Source organism: Endozoicomonas sp. OPT23, assembly GCF_009653635.1.
Taxonomy (GTDB): domain Bacteria; phylum Pseudomonadota; class Gammaproteobacteria; order Pseudomonadales; family Endozoicomonadaceae; genus Endozoicomonas_A.
This window is the reverse complement of sequence record NZ_PPFD01000007.1, coordinates 235462-258058: the sequence shown is the minus strand read 5'-3', so window position 1 is coordinate 258058 and position 22597 is coordinate 235462. Positions and strand designations below refer to the sequence as shown.

General features: G+C 48.2%; 9 protein-coding genes. 5 read left to right on the top strand and 4 right to left on the bottom strand.

The features are described from left to right. The first annotated feature begins 1 nt into the window (after position 1). From EOPP23_RS18035 to EOPP23_RS18020, 4 genes are all read left to right on the top strand, one after another. Positions 2 to 829: an SDR family NAD(P)-dependent oxidoreductase gene (locus tag EOPP23_RS18035; RefSeq protein WP_153767394.1), complete on the top strand. Its 828-nt coding sequence runs from the start codon at positions 2 to 4 to the stop codon at positions 827 to 829. 245 nt (positions 830 to 1074) lie between these two features. Beyond that, positions 1075 to 2436 carry an SPFH domain-containing protein gene (locus EOPP23_RS18030; protein WP_153767393.1) on the top strand — a complete coding sequence of 454 codons (1362 nt, stop codon included), beginning with the start codon at positions 1075 to 1077 and terminating at the stop codon, positions 2434 to 2436. 103 nt (positions 2437 to 2539) lie between these two features. Continuing rightward, positions 2540 to 3061 carry a GNAT family N-acetyltransferase gene (locus tag EOPP23_RS18025; RefSeq protein WP_153767580.1) on the top strand — a complete coding sequence of 174 codons (522 nt, stop codon included), beginning with the start codon at positions 2540 to 2542 and terminating at the stop codon, positions 3059 to 3061. 61 nt (positions 3062 to 3122) lie between these two features. Further along, positions 3123 to 7202, top strand: coding sequence for a hypothetical protein (locus EOPP23_RS18020; protein ID WP_153767392.1), 4080 nt, complete (start codon positions 3123 to 3125; stop codon positions 7200 to 7202). A gap of 11 nt (positions 7203 to 7213) precedes the next feature. On the opposite strand, the gene recD is transcribed toward EOPP23_RS18020, so the two are convergent. The 4 genes from recD to EOPP23_RS18000 all read right to left on the bottom strand — a co-directional run bounded on the left by recD (position 7214) and on the right by EOPP23_RS18000 (position 16512). Then, complete coding sequence (recD, locus tag EOPP23_RS18015) at positions 7214 to 9226, bottom strand: exodeoxyribonuclease V subunit alpha (RefSeq protein ID WP_153767391.1); 2013 nt, start codon at positions 9224 to 9226, stop codon at positions 7214 to 7216. Beyond that, entirely contained in the window at positions 9220 to 12837 is a 3618-nt protein-coding gene (gene recB, locus EOPP23_RS18010; protein WP_153767390.1) for an exodeoxyribonuclease V subunit beta, read from the bottom strand. Before recB ends, recD begins: the two co-directional genes overlap by 7 nt. Then, on the bottom strand, positions 12830 to 16129 hold the full coding sequence (gene recC / locus EOPP23_RS18005) for an exodeoxyribonuclease V subunit gamma (RefSeq protein WP_370514815.1): 3300 nt from the start codon (positions 16127 to 16129) through the stop codon (positions 12830 to 12832). Before recC ends, recB begins: the two co-directional genes overlap by 8 nt. Positions 16130 to 16230: 101 nt before the next feature. Continuing rightward, complete coding sequence (locus tag EOPP23_RS18000; RefSeq protein WP_153767388.1) at positions 16231 to 16512, bottom strand: hypothetical protein; 282 nt, start codon at positions 16510 to 16512, stop codon at positions 16231 to 16233. Positions 16513 to 16686: 174 nt separating this feature from the next. On the opposite strand from EOPP23_RS18000, the gene EOPP23_RS17995 reads away from it, so the two are divergent. After that, positions 16687 to 22506 carry a transporter substrate-binding domain-containing protein gene (locus EOPP23_RS17995; RefSeq protein WP_153767387.1) on the top strand — a complete coding sequence of 1940 codons (5820 nt, stop codon included), beginning with the start codon at positions 16687 to 16689 and terminating at the stop codon, positions 22504 to 22506. Positions 22507 to 22597 lie beyond the last annotated feature (91 nt).

Sequence of the window (22597 nt, the reverse complement as noted above, 5' to 3'; positions counted from 1 at the left end):
TATGGGTTTATTGGATGGTAAGAAGGTAATTGTTACCGGAGCGGCACAAGGTGTTGGTTATGAAATTGCTAACCGTTTCATCGAAGAAGGTGCTTCTGTTGCAATACTGGATCTGAACGGGGAAGGTGCATTCGCGGCCGGGGATAAATTGGGCGCTCTCGCCTATCAGGTTGATGTGACTGACTCTGAGATGATGGAACAGGTGATTAACAAGGCGGTTAAAGACCTCGGCGGTTTAACTACGCTGGTGAATAATGCCGGAGCCTCCGTGGTAAGCCCTCTGCATAAAACATCGCTGGATATGTTTCAGCAGATGTTGGATATCAATCTGAAAGGCGTTTTCCACGCCCTTCGCGTTGTCATACCAATGTTCATGGAACAAGAAGAGGGCGGTTCCATTGTCACGATAGCGTCCGGAGCTGGCGTTAAGCCAATTTCAGGGCAGAGTGCTTATGCTGCGTCCAAGGCTGCGGTGATCAGTCTGGCGAGTTCAGTGGCGCTGGAATATGGTTCGAAAATTAAGTCGAACAGCCTCAGTTCAAGTTATATTGAAACACCGGCAAGCCAGATCCTCAGAGATACCATGCCTGAAGCCCTGGAAGATGTGCGTGACTACACCCCAATGGGGCGTTTAGGACAGCCTCGTGATATGGCCGATGCCAGTGTATTTTTAGCGTCAGATCTGTGTTCATTCATTACCGGTCAAAATATTGAAGTCGATGGTGGTATTTTCCTGGCACAGGCTGGTCTGGAAAAAATGAGTGCGAAAGTGACTGCGTATATTGAAGGCATGTCTGAGGAAGAGCGTGCGGCGGTGAAGAAGTCCTGAGCTCTTACTTAATCGTTAATTATGAGATTGTATCGGGCGATGCTTTGGCACTTTCCTCAATCTTAGTCTCACATTTGAAGGACGCTTTAGGCGTCCTTTTTTATTGCTAGCTACTTTTTAAAGATGATTCTCGGGAATGTAGTGTCATCAAAACTTCTCAAAACATTAACATTGCAACTAACACGACAGTCTATGTATGCTTCCTGCTCGAAATAGAACCAGAACAATAGCAGGATGTTCAGTTGATGGATTCAGAAGTATTGTCAAAAAAAAAGTTGCCTATAAACAGTAAGGGTATTCTGGGAGGGATAGCTGCACTGGTTTTGGCTTATGTCCTGTCGCAGTCTTTCTTTTATGCCGAGCCGGGGTATATCTATCATGTTAGAACCGTCACGGGTAACGAAGCGGTTGTCACTGAAATCGGTTATAAGTTTTACCCTTTTGGTCGGTATAACTCATGGAAAAGAGCCATGACAGTACAGGCGGCTTCCGGCTCCTTATCCAATGCCATTACTTCAGAAAAAGACCCGGACAGTGCCTCTGCATCTCTGCCGCCTCTGAGCATTATGTTTCTCGATCAGGTCGATGCCCATGCCGAAGCAACGGTTCGCTTTGCCATCCCTGCCGATGAAGAAGGCTTTTTAAAACTGGCTCATGAATACCGGTCTCCTGAAAACCTGCTTCGTACCGCATTGCTTCCAGCCTTTAAGGAAACATTGCAGGCTAACGCTTCACTGATGGCGGCTGAAGAGTACTATGCAGGTGGTCGTACCGAGTTTAACTCCGAGTTTGAAAAACAGATGAGTAGCGGCATTTATCTCGTTAAGCGAGAAGAGGTAACGATTACAACTAGCCGACAAGGCAGTGGTACAGCTAACGCGGCTCTGGGCACTGATCAGGAGGAGTATGGCGAGGACTCCAAAACCGTCTTTGTGGTAAAGAAGGTGCTGGATGCAACTGGTCTGCCTATGCGTAAAACCCAGCGATTCACGGATTATGGAATTACGGTTGTTTCAGCGCTGGTGACGGATATGAACCCAAACCAGAAGTTCATTGAACGTATGCAGCTCAAGCAGAAAGCATCTGCTGACAGAGCTATCGCTCGTGAACAGCGTGTTCAGGAAGAAGAGCAGAGACTGCTGGCTATTGCTCGTGGTGAGCGTGAAGTTGCCGAGAGACAGGCGAAAGCCAAAGTTGAGCAGATTCAAAAGACGACAGAAGCCGAGACTGATAAGCAGTTAGCAATTACGGGTGCTGAAAAGTTGAAAGCCGAAGCAGAAATTCAGAAAGAAACGGCTCAGATTAATTTCGAGAAAGCCAAGATAGAAGCTCAGACTCAGCGCACCCTGGCTGATGCTGAAGCCTACCAGAAGAAAGTTATTTTGCAGGCAGATAATGCTCTGGCGCAGAAGCTGGACGCTGAAGTTAAAATTCAGGAACTTTGGGCGGATGCCTATGCCAAGCGTAAAGTGCCAACCACTGTTTTTGGTGGTGGCAGTGATGGCGCTCCCGTCGGTAATGACTACGAGACCAAAGCCTTTATGCAGTTGTTGACTATCGATGCCGCCAAACGTCTCAATTACAAGCGCGAAATCGTCAAAGAGTAAAGCTTCCCGCTTATTCTCTGTATCATCGTATGGTCTGTGATTAGATCGCTGACCATACAACATTTGAAATAACTGTACTGTATTAGCTATGAGACGAACGACTATGTCCACACCCGTTATTCAAACAGAAAGGTTAACACTAAGAGGCTGGCGGAATTCGGACTCGGAAGCACTCTATCGATTGAATTCTGACCCTGAATTCGTGCGATATCTGGGTGATGGAAAACCGTTGAGTCGTGACGATAGTTGGAGAATACTGGCGGTTCTGGCCGGACACTGGGCGCTTAAAGGCTTTGGTCTTTGGGCGGTTGAACTGACCGAGACGAAAGAGGCTATTGGACGGGTGGGTTTATGGGAACCTCACGGTTGGCCAGCCATTGAACTGGGTTGGGGCATAAGCCCGGAACACTGGGGTAAGGGCTATGCGACAGAGACCGCACGAGCATCTCTAAAGTGGGCCTTTGACGACCTGGGGTTAGAGTCAGTGATCAGTATTATTCATCCGGACAATCATGCCTCAAAGAGCGTTGCGCTGCGGATTGGTGAATCATTCAGTCACACAGAAAAATTGAAGAACATTAACTGTGAGATTTATAAAGTCACAAGACAGACTTATTATAAATAATACTGTGACCTGATGAGCATGAAATATACTAATACTCATTCACTGTCAGGAAGTTGGAATAATGTATTGGTACCGTGCAGCGATTGTTATTTTATTCAGCGCTGCAATGATAAGTGGAGTAGTGCAAGTTTGTGTCGGTGGTGATCCTCCGGAAGATAGCAGTAAGAAATTTAAATTAGAAAAAAAATCTTTTGAGGGCTCTTCAGTTACCGTCGACTATTACTATGAAGAGAATAATGAATTAAAGGTTAGATTAATTTATACCCCTGAAACAAAAGAAGTAAATGTAATCTACACCAGTACTATCAGGCATTTTTTTGATGGAATGGATCATCAGTTAAAAAAAAGTGAAAACGTCAATATAGAAATGAATTCTGTTGAAGAACTTTCGGAAGCGGATGGCGGAAGCTTGTTTTCAAACAGAATATTTACTACTAATTACTTTCCTGTGCCATTACAACCAGATTCTATAAATGAAATTATTGGTCCTTTAACTGCTACCAAAACGTTACAGGAACATACCGTTATTATTGAGCCGCTGCCTGATATTAGTTTGGTTGTGTTGCAAAAGATACTCGATTTGTCTGAAAGTGATGCACACTTCCCCTTTGACTCTACGATTCGATACGCATTAACTATCTCCGAGTTCACAGCACCGTCGTCCGAGATGTCTGAGCTGCCTGGTTTTGAAGTTATAAGATTAAAAGCCGGTGACTCTCCTTCCATTGTTCTTCAGAACGAACAGTTGACAAAAACTTCACTGATTTGGCTTAGAGGCGCGGGCAGTGAAGAGTCACAGCCAGCGGTCATGCCATTGACTGCATCAGGAGAGTTACTTCATTCAAGAGGCGTTGAGTACACTGAAGCCTCTCTCTCGCCTGAGCAAATTCAAAAATTGTTTCAAACGGGTATAAACAGTGGTCAGCTGTCTCTTGATGCCGCGAGTGTAGTTTCTGATACAGAGAGTTCAGGCGTTTTTAGTGAACCAGTACAAACATCGGTAAGTTTGGAAGAGCAAACCAAAAAAGTTGAACAGAAAATGCTTGATACCATCAAAATACTGGAGGAAATAGACAAGAGTAAAAGAGAATTCTGGCCATTTTATTTTAAGAATCTTGTACCCTGGTTAAAAAAAGTTTCATCCGATCATGAATCCCCTATTGGTACGTATTCAACAATTAGTATCCTTCATGCGGAAAGGGAGATAAAAGAGATCTTTGGTGTTGTTGCTGAATACCAGTCTGGTGTGTCCAGGCTAAAAAAATTGTATGAAGAGCATGTTCTGGTTTTAAACAAGAAACAGGAGCACCAGAATAAGGGTACAACGAGTAGGGTTAATACGGATCAACGGGTTGATCTTACTACGCATCAAAAAGTATCAAGGGCAGCAAAAGCATTGCTGGATAAAACCCAGCAAGATGATACTACAGGGCCTTTAGGCTACTGGGTTGGTATGACCGCTTATGAAAAAGCAGATTCATCGGTCAGTTCACCTGCGAAAGGGTCATCCGCTACAACGGCAAAACTACGTAGTGGCTTGGATGAGATTTTCAAGCATTCGCGTCTCAACGAAGACGATAAGCTTAGAAAAGCGATGACTGATTTCTTCTCAACCTTCTCTGTTGAAATAGCAGTCAACCATGAAATAGAGGAGTTGAATCGTTTAATGAATTCTGAGGTTTTCGATGGCCATGAAGAGGATGTTATAACTCACGCGTTATCAGGGCTCAGACAGATCAGAGAAGAGCAGCCGTTGATTCCTCCAGCCGTTCCGATTCAGAGTGGAACAAGCGAATCCGTTACTCAAGAAATCATTACAGACAGTGAACAGATTCCATCTGCAGAGGATGTAAAAGGTGAGAGTCAAGTCGAAGGCGGACAACAGGACACAACATTAAGGCTTGTTCTCAGCCCTGTGCTGCAGAATGCGATTGAAGCTCATCAGCGTAGACGTCTTAATGTGGCTCTTAGGCCAGAAGTGCCGTTGCCAGTGATTGAGTATGATGAGCTTGTCGCTTCCATATCGGCAACTAGTACAGATAAACCCACTGGGAGCACTCCACCAGATCGTCACTTAGACGATAGCCATTTGGGTGATAGTTATCAGAATGCAGACAGCCGGCCCTCTGGCTCAGTTGATGAGTCTCGAGTCTCATCAAAAAATAGAGCTCTTCAGGTTGAAGATAAAGCTGTTGCGTCACTGACATCACCAACACCAATAGACTCTGCTGAAGGCGAGAGTGGGTACACACCGCAGTCAGATCCGCTCGTCCAAGAGTTGTATCCAGATATGAACTTGGACTGGGAATCTTTTTTCAGACTGGTTCACGCGTGGAATGCTCTCCTTAAGACCGAAAGCACAGAAGGTGCTCAACAAGCTTTTGCCATTGGATTAGGCCAACGTCGTGCGATTATGGTGGGCAGTGAAAGTCAGTCAGCATCTTTTGCACCAGTAAGGTTCCAGGAGCTTTTAAAAGTGCCTCAAGGGCCAGAATATACGACTGGTCTGGCTGATATTCATGGCACACAAGAAACCGGCTCTGACGCTCTGGCTGAGAATAACAATCCTTCAGGTTATGACGCTCTTCGTTTTGAATACAGTAATAAAGAGAGACTGTCGCTGGCATTGACAACATTAAGCAACCTTAATACTTTTCTTATGGAGTCTATAGCCTGCGCAGTATGGAATGACTGGATTTACTATGGTGGTGTTGCAAGCGTTGCTCATACTGGCAAAAAAATATCAGACATCGCAAATGTATTTCCTGTGGAGCAACGGGACAAAATTCAGACAGTGGTTAGTCAAACTCTGGAGTATCTGTTCAGTCCTGGAGTTCAAAGCGGTATAGCGGCAGCCAGTCCTGCATTATTTTCGGCCAAACAGTACCTTGGCGCGCAATATCTGTTTGGTGCTCCCTATATTCGCTACTTGATGCATCCTTCTCACATAGCCAGGCTGGGCAATCATTTGGTTTTTACTCTGGATGATCTTGCCTATGAAGGTGCAGACATCAAAAAGCTGGTCAGAATTTTTCGGTACTGGCTGGATTATGTTGGCCCGATCCAACAACGTATCTCTGATCGAATGGATCGACGATTCAGACAATATAAAACCAGAGACATAAACATGACCGAATCTGAATTTGAAGATCTTCAGATGCGCGATCGCCTGTTTCTGGATCAACTGGATGAATCAAACTCTGACTGGGAAGCAGCGGTCGAGCCTGCTGTGCACAGTATGTGGAAGGAATACAATAAAAAGCAGCAGGCGATCTGGATTGAAAATGCCAGGTGGGCATACAACTACAGAAAACTTGAGCAACTGGTCAGGGATAATGTTGATTATACTACGGGCTATATCAGCCTGACACGCCCAGCCACGACATTAATGGCGCACAGTGTCAGGGCAAAATTTATGAAAATGCTATTTGCGACTTTTCGTAGTGCCATGAGCACTGCTCCTGTTGTAAACCCTGAACAGAGGTCAGAAGTCCCTGTAAATCGCAGACATTTAGTGAAAAATTTTCTTCATGATGGGGTTACGCTGATGTTATTCCATGGCCTGTATGATTGGACATACAGTGATTTGCGCTGGTCAACAACGCTTGTCAGGCCATTGCTGGAAGAGTCAGAAAGATTTGTTCGTGAGTCTTTTGGTTTTGAGTTTGAGCCAGCGATCACTCAAGCATTTCTGAGCAAGGCTCCCATGTTATCTCTTTCTCACAAGGAGTCATTATTGAGAGGGCTTGGAGAGTTGATGATGGATGATCCGACAGAGGCTCTGGATAAACTGAACCCGATGGTTAGCTCGATGATCAGTTTTATCCTTCTTACTCCTCCATGGCTGTTCAATATTTATGATATTGCCTCCGGAGTGCATCAGTCTCCTACCCATACAGTGACGGTGGGGCGCTCACCTTTGATCATCGATCCTGATTACGTTGATATAAATCTGACAGCTACAGAGCGGTTTAATGCTCAACACACTCTGGGCTATCAGAGTGAGCTTGATAACCTGAATCTGCTGAGCAATGTTTCCTTTGTTGAAATGCTGGATGTATTCCTGATGAGCTGGCGCTTTATATTGCAAGAGCGAGAGCAGAGTAACTGCCAGATATTAGGTAAACAGCCGTATCCGTAGACAATAGATTTTTATAACATTAACCGTTCAACCAGCCCTGAAAAGCGCTCGGTTCGCTTGATAACCGATTGCCCCATCACCTTATTGTCGCAGTAGATATCGAGCCGTTTCCTGGCTCGTGTTATACCGGTATAAACCAGCTCACGGGACAGCACAGGTACCATCTGGTCAGGCAGAACCATCATGGTGTGATTGAACTCTGAACCCTGACTTTTATGAATGGTCATGGCAAACACGGTTTGATGCTCTGGTAAACGACTGGGCAACAAATGCTTAATACTGCCATCAGGCAGCTCAAACACAACTTTCAACTTGCCATTGTCGTCGGGCAGGGCAATACCAATATCACCGTTATAGAGGTTCAGGCCATGGGCATTCTGGGTAATTAATACCGGCCTACCGGTATACCAGAGACCTGCAGAAGGCAGGCAGTTCATGCGGGCCAGCTGTGCACGAATGGCTTCATTCAAGCCTTCTACGCCGTATCGTCCTTCTCTTAGAGCACACAATAGTCGGAACTGGTTAAAACGTTTGATGATGGTTCGTTCACCAAGTTTTTCCGAGATAGCATCCAGATAATATTTATAGCCTTGAGCGGCCTGCCTAATCATCTGGTCATAGTCGTTGTCGTGCAAACTGTGTCGCTGAATATCCTGAAACTCGCTGTTTGAGAAAGCGGATTCAATTCCGGGTAGGTTGCCTTCGTTGACGGCCTTTGCCAGTGTGCCAATACCTGATCGGGCATCAAAACGGTAACTCTTTCTCAGCAGGCAGAAGCGGTTGCGAATAGGCAAGTCAGTGTCACTCTGCCATTCTTTCATTTTGAAGCCAGTGAGCTGTTCCAGCTGCTCAGACTGCATCTCCGAGTAACCACCGTCTGCAGCATTGCAGATATCACCCAGAACACTGCCAGCGTCCACAGACGCCAGCTGGTCTCTGTCGCCCAGTAGAATGACTTGAGCATGATCGGGCAGAGCATCTAACAGCCGACGCATCAGACTGAGGTCGATCATGGAGGCTTCATCCACCACCAGAATGTCCAGATGTAGCTGATTACCTGCATGGTGACGGAAGTCCGGGCTGCCGGGAATAACCCCCAGCAACCGGTGAATAGTGCCAGCTTGAGTCGGAATCAGATTGCGTATTTCATCGGTGCAATGCAGCCCTGACAGTGCGCCACCAATGGACTCTGTCAGTCGTGCTGACGCTTTACCTGTCGGTGCAACCAGTTTGATATCTGGAATCTTTCCGGCCTGAGCGCCCATTTCAATCAACATGGCCAGCAGACGTGTAACCGTTGTCGTTTTACCAGTACCGGGTCCGCCACTTATTACACAAAAAGGCTGACAGGCCGCCAGTGCTGCGGCTACTTTCTGCCAGTTCAGGCAGTATTGCTGTGGAATAAGTGTGTCCAGTGATTGGAGTTGTTCCGGAGATTGAGCTGTTCTAACGGTTTGCAAGCAGGCTTGCCAGTCAATCGGGTCAGTGTGTTCAATATCCAGCCATTTGATCAGTTGTTCCTTCAGATTGCTGTCATCGCTTTGCAGATCAAGCACTGACTGCAGAAAGGTGTAATTTCTCTGAAATAAGCGATCAAGAATATTTCGAGCCTGATCAATATCAATGGCCTGCTTGTTGCTGCGGTTCAAAAAGGCCGCAACAGCACATTCATGCTGCCAGTACCGGTAGAAATAGAGGTTATCGTTATCCAGCACCATTGGCGTGAGCTGTTGGCCATTGTCGATGACAGGAGAAGACAGTAACTGATCAGCATCAGGTTGACCGCTGAGATTGATACAGCTTTTTAAATCAGCGGTAGTGACTGCGTTCTGGTCAAAGAAAACCTTCTGATCAAAGAATGACAGGGGCAGGCAGACATTACCTTTGCCCAGCTCATAACTGAGCAGGGCAGAAGACAGGGTAGTCAGTGAATTACCATCGAGTTCACTCATTAAACGGGCAAACTGATAATCCAGAGGCCGGATTTTTTTGTTGTCCATGAGCTGTTGTAAAGCATTTAGCATGATGGCTCTCCGGCAAACAGGCTGTCCAGTTTGTTGATCAGTTGCAGGCTGGGGCGGTGCTGGAAGATGCCGGGCTGATCATCTCTGTCATTACGCACACCCCTGAGGAACAGATAGAAGACACCGCCAAAGTGTTGTTCGAAGTCATAATCCGGCAGACGGATTTTCAGCAAGCGATGCAATGCCAGGCTGTAAATCTGATACTGAAGGTCGTAACGATGCTCAATCATGACCTGTTCCATTTGTGGGCGCAGGTAATCATCCACCTGTTTGCCCAGCCAGTTGGACTTGTAGTCCAGCACATACCAGCGACCCTGGTATTCAAAGGTCAAATCGATAAAGCCTTTCAACATGCCTTGTACGGTTCTGAAATCCAGAGCACCGGCTTTGGCAGAAAGCGGGTCTTCACTGGTCAACAGTGTGTTCAGCTCATTGGCATTGAGGCGAGATACTGGCAGATAAAATTCCATCTCGGCTTTCTGTTGCTGTGCTGACAGTTGACCAAGTTTCAACTGATCGCCATCCAGAGGGGTTTCCAGGCAGTGCTCCAGCATGCCTGTCAGAGTATCGGACCACTTCTCTTCAAAACCTTCTTTCTCCAGCTGTTCCTGCACAAACTGGCTGATGACATCTGGTTGATTGCTGTCGTGTGGATACTCTTCAAACAGGGTGTGCATAAACGTACCCGGTCGAGCACCTTTGGGGAAATGGAAGATATCCAGCGTTTCTTCGATTTCGTCGGCGTTATCGCTGTTGGCTAACTGCTCCTGTTCAGCCAGCTCCTGATTGGATAACTCTGTACTCGCATCCAGTGTCGTCTGGCTAGGCTTACTGTGAGAGGTCTTGGACAGCGCAGAGTAACTGGTCACCCACCAGTTCTTTTCAATCTGATGTTGAAAGGTTCTGGCGGCCAGCTCAAGGCTCTTTTCGACAGGAGGTTCGTAGAGTGCAGACGGCTCTACCGGAAGCGGCTGAAGAGTAACCAGTGAGGGTTCTTCAGCAAGAGTCGTCAAACTGTCTTTCAGTGAAGCACAGGTGACTTCGCCGCCATTGCCGAGCAGGTAACCAATGGCTGATTTATGAAGGTCGGTCTTTTCTCCTTTCTTGCCAGGTCCGGCTTTCAGAGGTGCCAAACCAAGATAACAACTGTGTACTGAGCGGGTCAGGGCTACGTATAGAAGGCGAAGGTCTTCGGCCAGTCGTTCCTTTTCAGCCTGAAGAAAGGATTGTTCGTTGCCGGTCAGGTCCAGAACCGTTCTATTATCCTGATGGTACAGAGGATCCTTGTTTTCCCTGAAGCTGCAGATGTAGGGCAGGAAAACGATGGGATATTCCAGACCTTTGGATTTGTGAATGGTAACGATCTGAACAAGGTTTCGTTCACTTTCCAGATGCAGCTGTTGATCGTCCGCGCCGGAGTCAGGGGAGTGAATATGTTCCGACAGCCAGCGACGTAAAGCGTGCGGGCTTTCCAGCTTAAGGCTTGCTGATGCCAGTAGCTCACCGATGTGTAGGAAATCTGTCAGACGTCGTTCACCATAAGTCGTAGAAAGCAGTTTCTCGGCAATACGTCGCTGCCTTAACAGAGTGCGAAGCATGGGCAGCGGTCCCTGATGCTGCCAGATTTTCTGATAGCCAAGAAACTCGTCAACATAACCTTCCCATGCCTGCTCGTCCTGATTCAGATTATCCAGCTCCTGAGCGGTCATATTCAGAACCGGTGTCGCCAGTGCCGAACGCAGCACTCTGTCGTTATTGGGTGTCAGGCAGGCATCCATCAACCTGAGAATGTCCTGAGCTTCCTGGCAGGCAAACACGGAGTCGCTGCTACTGAGATAAACGCTGGCAACGCCTTGGTCAGCCAATGCGTCGCGAATCATCTGACCTTGTCGTCCGGTACGCACCAGAACAGCAATATCACCGGCCCTTAATGCTTCCTGCTTGCCTTTCTTTTCTATGCAGACCTGTTCGGATTTGGCTTGAGTCAGCAGCCGGTTAATCTCCCGGGCTGTCGCCTGAGTCATGGTCTGCTCATAGTCAGCTTTACCAATGGCCTTTCCATCGGATTCCTGCAACCAGAGCTGTATCGCTGGAACCGTCTGCCCTGAATTCAGCAGCTTTTTCTGATCGGCGACAGGAGACGGGTGAACCGACTCAAAAGGAATCTCCTGATAGATAAACGGATTATCGCTGACAGAAAACAACCGGTTGACGCCGTTCACCATGGCGCTGGTGGAACGCCAGTTAGTATCAAGAGAGTAATGAGCGGTAACCTGCTCTCGAGCCTGCATATAGGTGAAAATATCGGCACCACGAAAGGCATAGATCGCTTGTTTTGGATCGCCGATCATAAACAGTCCGGAATTTGATTCCGTGTTCTTGTGATCGCTACTGTTGTCGCTTTCTGCTGGATAAATACGACTGAAGATAGCGTACTGCTGAGGGTCGGTATCCTGAAACTCATCAATCATGGCGACTGAAAACTGTTTGCGAACAGCCTGAGCCAGTGCATCGCCCGTCGGGCCGTACAGTGCAGCACGCATATTACCCAGCAGATCATCAAACGACATCTGGTGTTTGTCTGCCAGATTCTGGTGGTGATTGACGCTCACCTCCTTCAGCGCACTGTTAATGATCATCCCTTCAAAGGCATCGGCGATGCTGAGACCGGAATTCAATAATTCGTCAATCTTCTGGAAAACTGGGTGATCGGGCATTTTGCCGGATTTACTCAGAGCTTTCTTAAGGCTGGCGGTACTGTAAATATCCCAGCTTTCATTGCGACCAAGGTTGGGGAAGAGTTCATCGCCATGGGCAAACTGTGCCATTAGGGGCAGGCGTTTAAGAGGCTTGGCGGTCTTCTTCAGACCTGCTTCCTGCAATTGCTCTTCTATCTGCTCTTGCTCTTCCTTCCAGAGTGCCTTGAGGTTGAGAGATGGTTCAATGCACCTCTTTTGAAACGCTTCCATATCCTTTGGCAGCTGGCCGGTATAAACCGTCAGGTCGTGTTTGCCAAGGTAGCTTCTGATGCTGGAAAGCAACGCATCCGGTGTTTTCCAGAGTTTGCGCGTTAATCGTGCCAGTGGCTTATCAAGGCTGTAGAAATGTCGACGCCAGAAGTCAGCGGTAGTTTGTTGCAACAGTTGATGTTCGTCAGTAATCAGTTCACTGGAAAACAGCGTGCCGCTTTCAAAGGCATGCTGTTTCAGCATACGCTGACAGAAGCCATGAATGGTGAATACGGTGGCTTCATCCATTTGTCGTTCAGCGGCCAGCAGTAGCTGCGCTCGCTCGGCGTGGCGGTCGAGACTATTTAATAGAAATTGAATGAAGTCGTCGTCTGTTGCTTCGCCTTCATATGCCTTTCGTGCTACCTGAAGTCGCTTTCTGATACGGTCTCTCAGTTCTTCGGTGGCGGCTTCGGTAAAAGTTACGACCAGTATCTGGTCAACTGTCAGTGGTGACAGCACCTTATGACCGACGACCAGTCGCAGATAAAGGTTGGCAATGGTGTAGGTTTTACCGGTTCCGGCACTGGCTTCGATCAGTCGATTGCCAGAAAGAGGAATGGTTTTGGCATCCAACTTGTGAACCGTTACTTCTTTAGTCATCACGGTTCTCCAGGTTGAAGTGTTGCAGGGCTGGGTCAAAAATTTCCAGACTCAGCTTTTTGAAATCGGGAAAAACATCTTCAAGGCTCGGATAGATACGGGTAATGTAAGCGTTTTCAGACTCACCCATTTTCATATAGCCGCCATAGAAGGTGTTACGGGCAGCCAGTTCTGCCGCTGCGGTATTGTCGCTCTCATTGCCGCCTTCATTACCGCTCTCTCTACCAAAGTGCTGTTGCCAAACCATGCCGGTTTCCGGGAAAAAGGCCAGTGGTTCGTTCATGCCATCGAGATAGTGTTTCACCAGAGTAGTCAGGTGGTCGAGGGCAATATCCTTGTCGACCGGGTCGAAGTGAGCGTTCTTATCCAGTGCAAACAGTCGGGTACTGCCAGGTTTTTTTGTCACCGCGCAATAACAGAGGTGTTCTATCCAGCCGTAGAGAATGTCCCGAGCCTTAAGCCGGGCAGGGCGGTATCGTACTGGGCCTGACTGGTAAATTTGTCGAAGCCAGCCGGTGAGCTGAATGGACTCAATGTTGAGATTCACCTCGATATCATCTCTGGACGCTATCAGATGTGATTTAACGTCCGATGCCAGTGGTTGCACCGATTGCTGTTGCTCATCCAGCAGCAGTTCACCAAAGGCACCATGGGGCAGTTGTCCGGTGGCATTCAGACGCTGACTGTATTCATCAACATCGGCTTCAGTTAGCAGCAGGCCGGTCAGTGACTGGCGAATCTGATAGCTGTCTAGCGGATCAACTTCAAAAGGCTCGGTATCTTCCGGCTGACTGGCGTAATCCTCGAAGAATACTTTTAAACGACGATTGCAGAAGTACTGGCAAGGGTTTCGATAGAAACGCAATAGTTCAGTGACTTCCAGCTGCTGGGGCTTTTCAGCCTCCGTTAGTTTGTTCTTTGTAAAGGCTTTTAACGCTTCTGAATCGCCTTCAGCGACAGGTAGCCATTCACGGGCGTAGCTGCGTTCTTCGTTATTCAGCTTGAAGTTGGCAGGGCTGAAAGGTTGCAGGCTGTGCTGGTGCAGTAACCTATCTTCTGCACTCTTCTCTCCAGTGTAATCATTGCAGTATTCCAGCAGCTCACTGACCAGCACTGAAGGTATTCGTTCACTGTTGTCTTTAATGCTGTTGCCCACATAGCTGACGTAGAACGTATCCTGAGCGGAAAGCAGGGCTTCCAGAAACAGATAGCGGTCATCATCTCTGCGGGAACGATCGCCCCTGCGCGGTGATTGAGCCATAAGGTCAAAACCAACCGGAGGCATGCTTCTTGGGTAAGCTCCGTCATTCATACCCAGCAGACAAACCACCTTGAAGGGAATGGAGCGCATGGGCATCAGGGTACAAAAATTCACTTTACCGGACAGAAAACGCTGGCTGCTGCGTTCTGACGTCAATCGTTCGGTGAGGTAATCCAGCAACACCGGTCTTGACAGGTTTTCTTGGTAGCCAGCATCTTCAAGCTGACTGGTCAGGTGTTCAAAACTTTCCCGTACCAGTAACAGAGGGTATTCGTCGTCTTCTTCAGCTTCGATAAAATCTTCTATTAACTGGTGGCAGAACTGACGCCACTGTTCGATGGTTCTGGGTTGATCCAGAGTATTGATCAGCTGTTCGGTATGATCAATAAACAGCGCCAGTTGACCAGCCAGAACTGCATCCATTCCCTGAGAAGGCTCAAAAGGCAGAATCCCGGCAAACAGACCTGATGACTCCGGCATGGCATACGCCAGCAGCATGCGTCGAATGCCAAATAGCCAGGAGTTGCCGGCTCGTGCGGGCAGGTCGAACATCTGTTGATGCTCCGGTGTGACTCCCCAGCGAATGCCGGCATCGGTTACCCACTGACGTACGGTTTCAAAACCGGATTCATCAAAGCCAAAGCGTCGTTGAATAGCGGGTATTTCCAGCAGCTCCAAGAGCTCGGAAGCGCCGCAACGATTTTGATCGAGGTTCAGCAGTTGCAGAATACCGGGCAAGACAGGGTGTTCGTTGCTGGCACTGCGGTCAGAAATGGAATAGGGGATATAGCGGGAATCTTCATATTGATTATCCAGCCCACCAAAGACAGCCTGAATCCAGGGGCTGTATTGATCGACATCGGGCAGCATCACCACCACATCTCTGGGCGTTAACTGCGGGTTTTTCTCAAACAGCTGCAGCAGTTGGTCATGCAACACTTCCACTTCCCTGAGCGGGGTATGGCTGCTATGAAAAACCAGTGACCGGTCATTCGGTGAAATAGTGAAGTCACTACTCTTCTGGTTACCTTCCAGTTCCAGAATGTCTTTCTGAACTTTATTAAGTAGAGAGTTATCTTTTCCTTCGACAAAGGCGACAATTTCATTGGCTTCCAGTTCAAACAGCTGATGGATATAGTCACGACCCAGCTTACCCATGGAAGCTAACAGCGAGTTTCCTTGCGACTGTTCGTCCAGCAGCAAGTCTCGCTGTTGAGAAGAAGGGGGTTGCCCTGACAGGTTTTTAGCGAACAGTCGGGCAGAAAGACGAGCCAGATACTTGGGGTCTTTCTCGTCGCCCCAGTAATACTGGCAGGGATTGCAGACCATAAGATGGACGTCAGTCTGTTGTGCCAGAGCTTTCAAAGTATCGACAAAATGTGGCGGCATGGCCGAGATGCCAAAGACAAACAAACGTTTTGGCAGTTTATTCTGTTTGTCGGTGTTTAAAGCATGAATAAAGCTGTGGTGCATATTGGCTCTGTGCCAGTGCGACTGGTCCAGTTCCGATGTTTTTTGAACCAGAGCTCTCCAGAGTATGGGCTGCCAGAGTTGGCCATCAGCGTGGCTGTTCAGTCCCTTTTCCCAGTCGGCAATCCATTCCGGACGATAGACAAGGTATTGGTCAAAAATATCTGCGACTTTGCCGGCCAGCTGGTAGCAGCGGACACCATCATTGTCTTTATCAAGGTAGTGACGTAAAGGTTCAAAGTGCTCCTCAGCGATCATATCTGGCAGCAGAGTTACCAGTTTCCAGGTCATGGCCTCCTTGTTAAAGGCAGAGCGCCTCGGGACATCAGGCAGAACATCGACAAAGGTTTGCCAGAGAAAACTGGCCGGCAGAGGAAAGCTAAGAGAGGCAGCGATACCAAGACCGCTGGCGATTTCCTGTCGGAGCCACTGGGCCATGCCGGGGCTCTGCACGAGGATCTGCTCTTCAGACAGTGGGTTGTCGAGAGGCTGCTTTTGTATGCGGTCCAGCAGCAGGTCCTTTAACAGGTCGAGCTGGTTGGAGTGATATATGGTGAGCACGTTGAAGGGTATCAGCTGGAATCAATAGAGCTGATACTGTTAACTGGCTGGCATTTGCTGTCAATAGCCAGATGACTGTGACCTGACTATAAAACGGGCTATCAGGCCTTGCCGTGTCTGAGAACAGCTCCGGTCAGGGCTGATCTCTTTTTGCTGGATTTGGGGGAAGAGGTTGATTTGTCGGTGTACTGCTCCATTTCCTGCTCAACCTGGTGAAGAGAGGCCGCATCGGGTTTGACTCTTTGAAGGTAGCGCCTGCCAGCGCCCTCTTTTATATTGAGTTTTCCTCTAAGGCCAGCCATTAGCATCATCATTTTTTCTGCCTGAGCGATGGTATTTTTACTATTCTCAATGCTCTCAAGGCTTATATCTTCGGTATCCATTATGCGTACCTGGCTGATTTTAATGTTTATTAAGCAATTTTTAATAGGCAGTCTTTGTAAGCATAGGAAATCGGCTGAGTGTGTGTAAAATTGCGTACATCCCTCAGTGGTTTACCGTTCGTTTAGCAGTAGAATAGCGGTGTTTCGCACCACTTCGATTAAAACTGAGCCCATATGTCCATTGCTCCCGATAACAAAAAATCATGGTTTTCCATCAGCCTCCTGCTGATGTTTCTGCTTATATTGGTATTTCCCTTTTATCAAGCCAGTGCCAATGAATATAAGCCAATAAAAATTGCCTATATGAAGGACAACCTGCCATGGACGTTTACTAACGACGCTGGCGACCCGGATGGCCTGATCCTTGATTTGTGGCGAGCCTGGTCGGAGAAGATCGGCGTACCGGTGCAGTTTTATCCCATGTCGGAAGAGCGGGCGCTGGCAAGAATTCGGGCCAATGATATCGACATTCTGGCGATGACTCGCCAGACCGGTGATTTGAAACTTCATGGTATCAGCACCCGGGAAATTCTTAAAAGTAAAACCGCACTGTTTATTCGCAGTGATATCTCCTTCCGTTCTATTTCTGATCTGCTTGAAGATAACAAGGTGGCAGTGCTACAGGGCAGTGATACTGGTGGTAAGCTTAAAAAACTGTTACCTGAAGCAAGACTTGAAGATTACGCCAATCAACGGCTTATGGTGGATGACATAGCCGCCAAGAAGGTGCGGCTGTTCGCCGGAAATGTTGATGTGCTTGAGTACTACCTTGATAGCCGTGGCATCAGTTCAGATTACACCATCTATAAAAGCCTGATCGAACCCGAAGTTTCACTGCGCACAGCGTTTCGTGAGGGGCGCTCGGCGCTGGGTTTCCTGATTGAAAGCGGTTTTGAAATGGTCTCGGCCAGTCAGCGTAATGATGTGCTTGAGCGCTGGCTGGGGTATTCAGCCAGTAAAAACGGAACTTTGCTGGTGGCGCTGGATGCCAACTCTTCCCCTCTCTCCTTTGTGAACGCATTGGGTAAACCGGCTGGTCTCTACGTTGACATCTGGGAGAAGTGGTCAGAAAAGACCGGTGTACCCGTCAAGTTTCGCATGGGCGATCAGCCGGAAATTATTGAAGCCCTGAAAGCAGGTAGAGCCGATATCCTCGGCAGCATTTCACCTTCAAAAGCACGTACTGAGTGGATGCGAATGTCCACACCCTATTATGGTTTGAACTCACGTATCTACTTCCGTAGTAGCCAGACACTGATTAATCTCAGTGAAGAGCTTCATGGCAAAAAGCTGGGTGTTATTGCTGACTCCAGCCATGAAGAGTTTGTAGAGAAGTGGTTGCCAGGTGTTCAGTTGATTCCGAGAGATAACACCAACGATATGATTCGCAGCCTGTTCTCGGGTGAGATTGATGCCTTTGTCGGCGAGCCGGTGGTTGTAGAGTCCTCCCTGGGTATATTGGGTCTGATGGGAGAGGTTACCAGCAGCAAGTATTTCAACATGAATGAGGCTATAGGTGCAGGGGTTTCATTTGAGAAACCGAGCCAACTCGTGGAGATGGTTAATAAAGGGTTAGCGGATATTTCTCTTGATGAGTATCGAAACCTTGAAGACAGCTGGGTGGTGAATCCGGACCATCGCTACTTTGGCAAGAACATTACCCGTGTCAATCTTTCTGAGGAGGAGCGCCGCTGGCTGGCCCAGAACCAGATAATCCGTATCGAGCTGCAATCTGATAATCCGCCTTTTCTGTTTCAGGACGATGAAGGTGAGTATCAGGGTATTGCCATGGATTATATCCGCTTGTTGGAAAGCAGGCTGGGCGTCACCTTCAGTTTGAATCCTACCCGTGACTGGCCAGACTCCATTGGTAAGGCTTACCGCCATGAAACGGATGTGCTGGGTATGATCCAGAAAACGGATGAGCGCAGTCGCTATCTTGATTTCACCAGTCCATTATTTAAGGTGCCTTCGGTTATTCTTGCCCGTACCTCTGACAAGTCCATTGAAAATATCAATGACCTTAAGGATCGAAGCGTTGGCTACATCGCAGGCAGTGCCTCTCTTGATTATATTCGTGCCAAACACCCCGGTATTAAATTCAAACCCATTGCCAGTTTGAGTAATGGTATTAACAGGGTGTCCAGTGGTTCTCTTGATGCGGTAATTGCTAACCTGGCCTCTGCCAGCTATGAGCTCGATCGATTGAAAGTAACTAATCTTCACGTCGTAGTGGAGGCCGGATTTGACGATGAATTTGCGCTGGCCAGCCGCAATGACTGGCCGATTCTGGGATCGATACTGCAGAAAACCGTAGACAGTCTGACCGAAGCTGAACGCAATGAAATCAGCAGTCGCTGGGTCTCGATTACCGAGCTGAACTGGCAGCCAAACAAGGAGTTGTTTATAGGCCTGTTGCTGGTTCTTGTGACACTGATTCTGATTATCTACTGGAACCGTCGACTGACTCTGGAGATTGGTGAAAGAGAAAGGGCAGAGGAAGAACTGAAAACCCGCTCTGATCTGGATCGATTGCTCAGTGAAATCTCCAGAAAATTTATGAATAAGTCTCTGGATGAAGCCATTCATTACTGTCTGCGTAAGCTGGCGGGCTACCTGAAATACGAAGTGGCCTTTATTCATTCCAGAAATGATCGACAGGCCAGTATCGAGCATTTCTGGAGCTACAGCGACAAGATGAACGCTCGGGATTTTGATGTTTTGTTGCAGGATGCTTTTTTTCAGAGCAGTGACCACTCCTCTGATGACGGTATCTGTTCACTCTTCTATGCCACCGAAGATCAGATCGCAGCGGGTAATGAGTCTCTGGGCAGACTGACTAATGGCGGTGGTCTTCAGGGTATCTATGTTGCCATGACCCTGTTTGGCGAAGAGGTTGGCGGTATTGTCCTGATCAATCGTCAGACTCGAGAAAAGTTGCTCAATGATGAAGCTGATTTGCTGCGAAGGGCTAGTGAACTGGTGGCTGTGGCTCGTTCAAGACAGTTATCAGAAAGTGCACTCAGGGAAAGTGAAGAGAGATACCAGCTGGCGATGGACGCGGCCTCGGACGGTCTCTGGGACTGGGATATTGCCAATGATCGAATTTACTTCAGTCCAAGATATCAGACCATGCTCGGTTATCGAGGCGACGAAATGGTTAATACGCCACTCGCCTGGCGTCGCTTGATTCATTCCGAGGACAAAATAGCGACGGCCGATTTCTTTAACGACCAGTTTGCCCACTCGGATAACTCTTTCGTCTGTGAGTACCGGATACGCCGTAAAGATGGCAGTTACGCTACGGTCCGCAATAAGGGTAAGGTGGTGTTTCGTGACAGTCGTAGTGCGCCTCTGCGTGCCATCGGTACCATGATTGATATTACCGAGCAGAAAGAGCGTGAACGGGAACTCTCAATGTCCCGCTTTACGCTTGATCGTGCTGCTGACCATATTCACTGGTTCCGTCAGGATGGCAGTCATAAATACGTCAATGAGTCAGCCTGTCGAACACTGGGCTATGAGACCGGTGAAATGATGGATAAGACCATCATGGATATTAATCCGGCGGTGACCTCTGCATCCTGGGAGCGACTCTGGGATCAACTGACCATGCGCAAGGCAATGACCTATGAAACCTTGCGTAAAACCAGGGAAGGGCGGGTATTTCCGGTTGAGGTGACGGCCAACTATATGGAATACGAAGGGGAAGGTTACCTTTTTGCCACCGGCCGTGATATTACCGATCGCAAGCACGCAGAGGATGCGCTTCATAAAGCCAAGGAAGCCGCGGATCAGGCCAACCAGGCCAAGAGTAACTTCCTGGCCAATATGAGCCATGAAATTCGTACGCCAATGAACGCTATTATCGGGCTCAGTCATCTGGTTCTGCAAACGACCATGTCTGCCAAGCAGCTGGATTATGTCGGCAAGATTCAGTCTTCTGCCCATGCCTTGTTGGGTATTATTAACGATATTCTGGACTTCTCTCGTATTGAAGCCGGCAAGTTGAATATGGAAGCCATTGATTTTGATCTCGGTGATGTTTTCGACAATGTCTATGACGTCACTCATATACGGGCAGAAGAAAAAGGTGTGGGCCTCAGTTATGATATTGCGCCGGATGTGCCGCGACATTTGACAGGCGACCCATTAAGGCTGGGGCAGGTGCTGATTAACCTGACTCATAACGCTGTTAAATTTACCCGGAACGGTGAGGTAAAAATCAGGGTTAGATTGCTGGAACGAACCGGCAAGAGTACTCGGCTGAACTTTGAAGTTGAAGATTCCGGTATTGGTATCAGCAATGAGCATCAGGCGAAACTGTTTGAATCTTTCTCTCAGGTGGACGGCTCAACCACTCGTAAATTTGGTGGTACTGGTCTGGGGCTCGCGATCTGCCGCAGTCTGGTCAATATGATGAACGGCGATATTCAGGTTGAGTCTGAACTGGATAAAGGCAGCTGTTTCAGTTTTGATGTCGAGTTGGGTCTGGGTGAAGTCATTGATCTTCATGACGATGCGCTATCTGGTGTTAAAGTGCTGGTGGTTGATGATACGGCTGAAGCCCGTCTGGTTCTGGTCAATATGCTGAACAATCTGGGCTGTGAAGTTCTTGAGGCTGATCACAGCACCAGTGCCATGAAGATTCTCAAAGAGCACAACAGTGGTAATAAAAAGCCAATTTCTGTTGCCTTACTGGACTGGCGTATGCCGGAAATGGATGGTATTCAGCTGGCTGAAATAATCAGGGATGAAGGGCTGGATCTGACACCGGCAATGATTATGGTATCCGCCTATGGTCGTGAAGAAGTTATGGCGCGGGCTACAGGGCGAGTGGATGCCTTTCTGATCAAGCCTGCGAGTAGTGCGGTACTGGTGGAGACTATTCTCAGGACGCTGGATTACAAGCAGACCGGTGGCGGCAGAAAAGGCATTGACAGTATTGCCCGCAAGGCAACCTTTGCTGGCTCTGTGCTACTGGTTGAGGATAATGAAATTAACCAGCAGGTCGCCCGTGAGCTGCTAGAAGGTATGGGGCTGACGGTTACCCTTGCTGATAATGGCCGTGAAGCTGTTACGAAACTTGGGGTCGAAACATACGATCTGGTGTTTATGGATATCCAGATGCCAGAGATGGATGGCTATCAAGCGACCAGAGTTATACGTCGCAACATGGGTAATGCGACACTGCCCATTGTTGCCATGACCGCTCACGCCATGACCGGTGATAAAGAGCGCTGTCTGCAGGTGGGAATGAACGATCATATTTCCAAGCCGCTCAATCCAGCTGAACTTCAGGAGATGGTTGCCCGCTGGTTAAACGCGGATCTTTCTAGTGAGATTATGCCACTGGTAACGCCTGTTGATATGGATCTGGAGTCGAAATCGGAAGTGCCTGATATTGATGGTGTGAATACGGTTCTTGGCCTGTCCAGAGTCAGAAACAAGGAAGAACTCTATCTATCTTTGCTTAAGAGTTTTTACCAGAGCCAGCGGGACGACCTTGATAAGCTTGCAACGGCTCTGGACGCTTCAGACTGGCAGGAAGCACGCTTCCTTGTTCACGGAATTAAAGGTGCGGGTGGCAACCTTGGGGCAGAATCACTGCAACAGGCAGCCACACAGCTGGAAACAGCGCTGAGGGGGGAGAATGGAAGACCCGGTGATGAGCTGTTAAGTGCTTTCAATCTTGAGTTTCAGCGCATCATGAATGCTCTCGCACCTTTGTCAGGCGAGGCTCAGGAAGAACTGAGCATTGGCGAGGGCATGATAGAGAACGAACGGCTTTCTTATCTGCTGAGTTCCATGAAGCAACAGCTCCATGAAGGTGATGTTTCAGTGACTGATTCCCTGTCAGAGCTGCTCCATGGATTGGCAGGCAAAGTAAACAAAAATAGCATCAACAGATTGCAGAAGAGTATCCGTTCTTTCGACTTTGACGAGGCATGCACCCTGCTGGATGAGATTGAGCAGGAAGCGGAGATTCTCTGAGGCGCTATAAAGTAAGGACTGGAAGTAAGGGCAAAAACTGTTTGCCCTTACTTTCTCAAGCACTCTTTGTACAGGCCGGTTGGCTAGCAGT